Genomic DNA, 3,531 nt, shown 5'->3' on the forward strand with positions numbered 1-3,531 from the left:
TGAGCAGTTAAAAAAGTTTTACCAATTCCTCCTTTATTAACTTTTATTGTATAAATTTTACCATTGTTCATTGTAATATTTTCCTCCTCTAGTGTTAATATAATTTTATTATTAATAATATTCATAGATATTTTATTATTTGTTTTAGTAATCTTTAAATCTTTGTTAATTGGAAGTGGAATAAATAGTTTACATGTGTAATATATTTTATTTGATAATTTGTTACCCACTTTCTCAAAAGCTAAATTTTTAGATGTTTGAAAATAAATAAGTTTATTTTCTTTTATTGTAGAAATAGTTTCTATCTTACAATTATTATCTATAGATAATATTTGAATTTTTTTATTTTCATATTTTATTTGAATTTTTTTATTTTTAATAGAAAGAAAAAGCATATTTAAAATATCTTTAGATATATTTATACGTGCTTGATTTAAACGTTTATCTTTTTTATATGCTAAACTAATATTTAATGTTTTTTTCATAAGATTCTCCATGATATTTAATCTATAGTTGAGTATACTATTTTTATAAAAATGTGTCAACACGAAAAAAGGATACTTAAATTAAAAGTATCCTTTTAAATTTTAAATTTATTTTAAATGCAATCAATAATTCTATATAGCCAGTTAGCAAGAGGGTCATTGATTTTAATCATTTCATCATAAAGTTCATATAGCATCTCTTTTTTTATACTTTTATATAGTGGATTATAAAATAAATTATTCATTTCATCAGAGTCATTTACTACATCATATAATTCACAAATATCAGTGGCATTGAATATTAGTTTATAGTCTTTTCTTCTCCACATTCTTTGTTCGAAAGAAACAAAATGCCCAGCGAGTTGTCCAAGAATACCTTTTCTTTCTTGGAATTTTTCATTCCTTAAAATAGGAAGTAAAGATTTTCCATCAAAAAAATCAGGTATAGATAAGTTGTTAATATGAACACAAGTAGGAGTTAAATCATGTAAATAAACCATAGTATCTTCAATTTCTCCTTTACGAGAACTACAAGGATCTTTTATAATCATAGGAATTTTATAAGTGGAATCAAACATAAATTCTCCCTTTTCAATCATTCTATGAGCTCCCATAGCATCTCCGTGATCTGCTGTTAGTGCTAAAAAAAGATCTTCATATAATCCCTCTCTTTTTAAGAATGATATAAATTCACCAAAAGCATCATCAATTAAAGTAATATATCCCCAAAATTTAGCTATAACATTTTTCCAATTTTCTTCACTAGCATCCCACATTCCCCACATTTTTGATATATTTTTATAGTGCAGAGGTTTATTTTCTAGTGGAGTATAAAAACTTTTATCTAAAACAACATCATTAGGATCATACATAGAGAAATATGGTTCAGGAATTACACATGGAGTATGTGGTCCCCAAAAATTCATCCAAATAAAAAATGGTTTATTAGTATTTTTAGATTTTAATATCTCTTTTTTAGCTTCATCAATAATAAAGTAAGGTAATGTAGCTTCTTTAGGGCAATGTAATTTTCCGCAAAGCTCTTGTACAATTAAATGAGGATTATCACCAAAATAAACATCTGTAACTTTAGGTATTTTAAAGTTATTTTCAATCAACCAATTTTTATATCTGTCCTCTTTTTTAGGTCCTTGATCAAAAATCATATTTTCATAAAGTTTACTTCCAGGATATCCATAACCATCAAAATTATGTCCTGAAAATCCATAATCTTTTGGTAAAAGTTCTCCACCAACATGCCATTTTCCAATATATATATTATTATATTCTTTTAGTTGAGATATAATGTTAGGATTTTCAGGTGAAGGATCTTTAACTTCAGCTTTTTCTACATTTCTAATAATTTTATGATTACTAGGCATTTGTCCAGTGAAAAGAGATGTTCTAGCAGGACAACAAACTGAAGCAGGTGTATAGGCTTCTGTAAACTTAATACTATCTTTAGAAAATTCATCCATATGTGGAGTTTTAACAATTTTATGGCCATAACATCCAAGCATATCTGTTCTAATTTGATCCATTAAAATAATAGCAATATTTTTCATAAAAATCCCCCTTTTATTTTATGTTGGTATATTCTGTTGTATAGATAAAATTATCTCCCTTTGCATATGCTTTTGTATATTCGAAAATTTCGTTATTAAACCAAGATTTTTTGGTTATTTCCATTCCTAAAGAATTTTCTTTTACTTTTAGCATTTTTGCAATATTTTTTTTTAAAAAAATAGGTTTAAATTCTTCTCTTCCTTTTTCTATAGATATATTAAAATGAGTTTTCAATATATCATATAATTTTTGATTTTCAATATTAAAATTTTCTAAGCCATTAATATAGTCGGCTAAAAAAATAATATTTTCAAATAATATAGCTTCAGAATCTGCGAATCTAATCCATTCAATAGTTAAAATTTCCCTTTCAGAAGTTATATTCATTTCTTTTTGTATATCTTCATTTGCTTTGGATAATTTAATACTTATAACTTTGGAAGTAGGTTTTTTTCCATTTTTTATAACATCATCAAAAAATTTACTACTGTTAGATCTATCTTGAATAATTGGAGTTGATGTGACAAAAGTTCCTTTTCCTTGAATTCTTTGTATTATGTTTTCATTTTCTAATAAACTTAAAGATTTTCTAATAGTAATTCGACTAGTATTATAATTTTTACAAAGTTGGAATTCTGTTGGAATTTTTTCATGATCTTTATATACTTGATTATTGATTTTAAATTTTATATCTTTATAGACTCTTTGATATGTTGGAATTTTTAAGTTCAAATAACTCTCCCCCTAAATTGTTATGCTCCATTTTTATCATATATATATTTAAATTACAACATATATTTTTATTTATTAAACATGACAAACATAACAAATTTTTGAATAATATTGAGATTTATTGTATTAATAACATAACAAATATAACATTTTTTTTTGATTAAAAAATACTATTGTTAATGAATCAAATATAATGTATTCTTATTTTTAATAATAGTTATATCAATAAAAAGGGGGAGAAAATGTTTCTAACAATTTCAAGTTTTTTATTTGTAACAGGATTAATAGGATTATTGTCTTATTTAAAGACAAAGGGGGATGAAAATTCAGCTCAAGATTATTTTTTAGCTGGACGTGGGTTATCTGGAGTTGTAATTGGCTTTTCTATGGTTTTAACAAGCTTATCAACAGAACAATTAATAGGAACAAATGGATCAGCATATGCTAAGAATTTTTCAATTATGGCTTGGACAGTTCAATCTGTAATTCCACTTTGTGTATTAGCAATGTATTTATTACCAAGATATTTAAAAGGTGGTTTTACAACTATTCCAGAATTTTTTGAAGCAAGATATGATAAAGGAACAAGACAATTAATGTCATTTTTATTTATGATAGGATATACCTTTGTATTAATTCCAGGAGCATTGTATTCAGGGGCAATAGCTTTTTCTCAAATGTTTGATATCCCAACATTATTTAGATCGGAAGAGCGTCGTGTAGGGAAAGAGTGTACGTCCTGGTGTAG

The 3,531-nt window shown here is 25.1% G+C and carries 2 protein-coding genes and 1 pseudogene; all 3 read right to left on the reverse strand.

The genetic code is table 11. From position 1 onward, the window contains the following. Positions 1-485: pseudogene (locus Q0V09_RS09275) on the reverse strand (hypothetical protein); the annotation flags it as partial. Between the two features lie 113 nt (positions 486-598). After that, positions 599-2,050, reverse strand: a complete 1,452-nt coding sequence (locus Q0V09_RS09280) for a sulfatase-like hydrolase/transferase (RefSeq protein WP_297488810.1) — start codon at positions 2,048-2,050, stop codon at positions 599-601. 13 nt (positions 2,051-2,063) lie between these two features. Then, the gene (locus Q0V09_RS09285; RefSeq protein ID WP_297488814.1) at positions 2,064-2,783 is read right to left on the reverse strand and encodes a GntR family transcriptional regulator; all 720 of its coding nucleotides are present in this window, start codon (positions 2,781-2,783) and stop codon (positions 2,064-2,066) included. Positions 2,784-3,531: the final 748 nt, after the last annotated feature.

It is taken from the genome of uncultured Cetobacterium sp. (assembly GCF_947039425.1).
In the GTDB taxonomy this organism is placed as follows: Bacteria; Fusobacteriota; Fusobacteriia; order Fusobacteriales; family Fusobacteriaceae; genus Cetobacterium_A.

Excerpts from the sequence above, each read along its gene's own strand:
- Q0V09_RS09280 (WP_297488810.1), bottom strand. The coding sequence starts at position 2,050 with ATGAAAAATATTGCTATTATTTTAATGGATCAAATTAGAACAGATATG.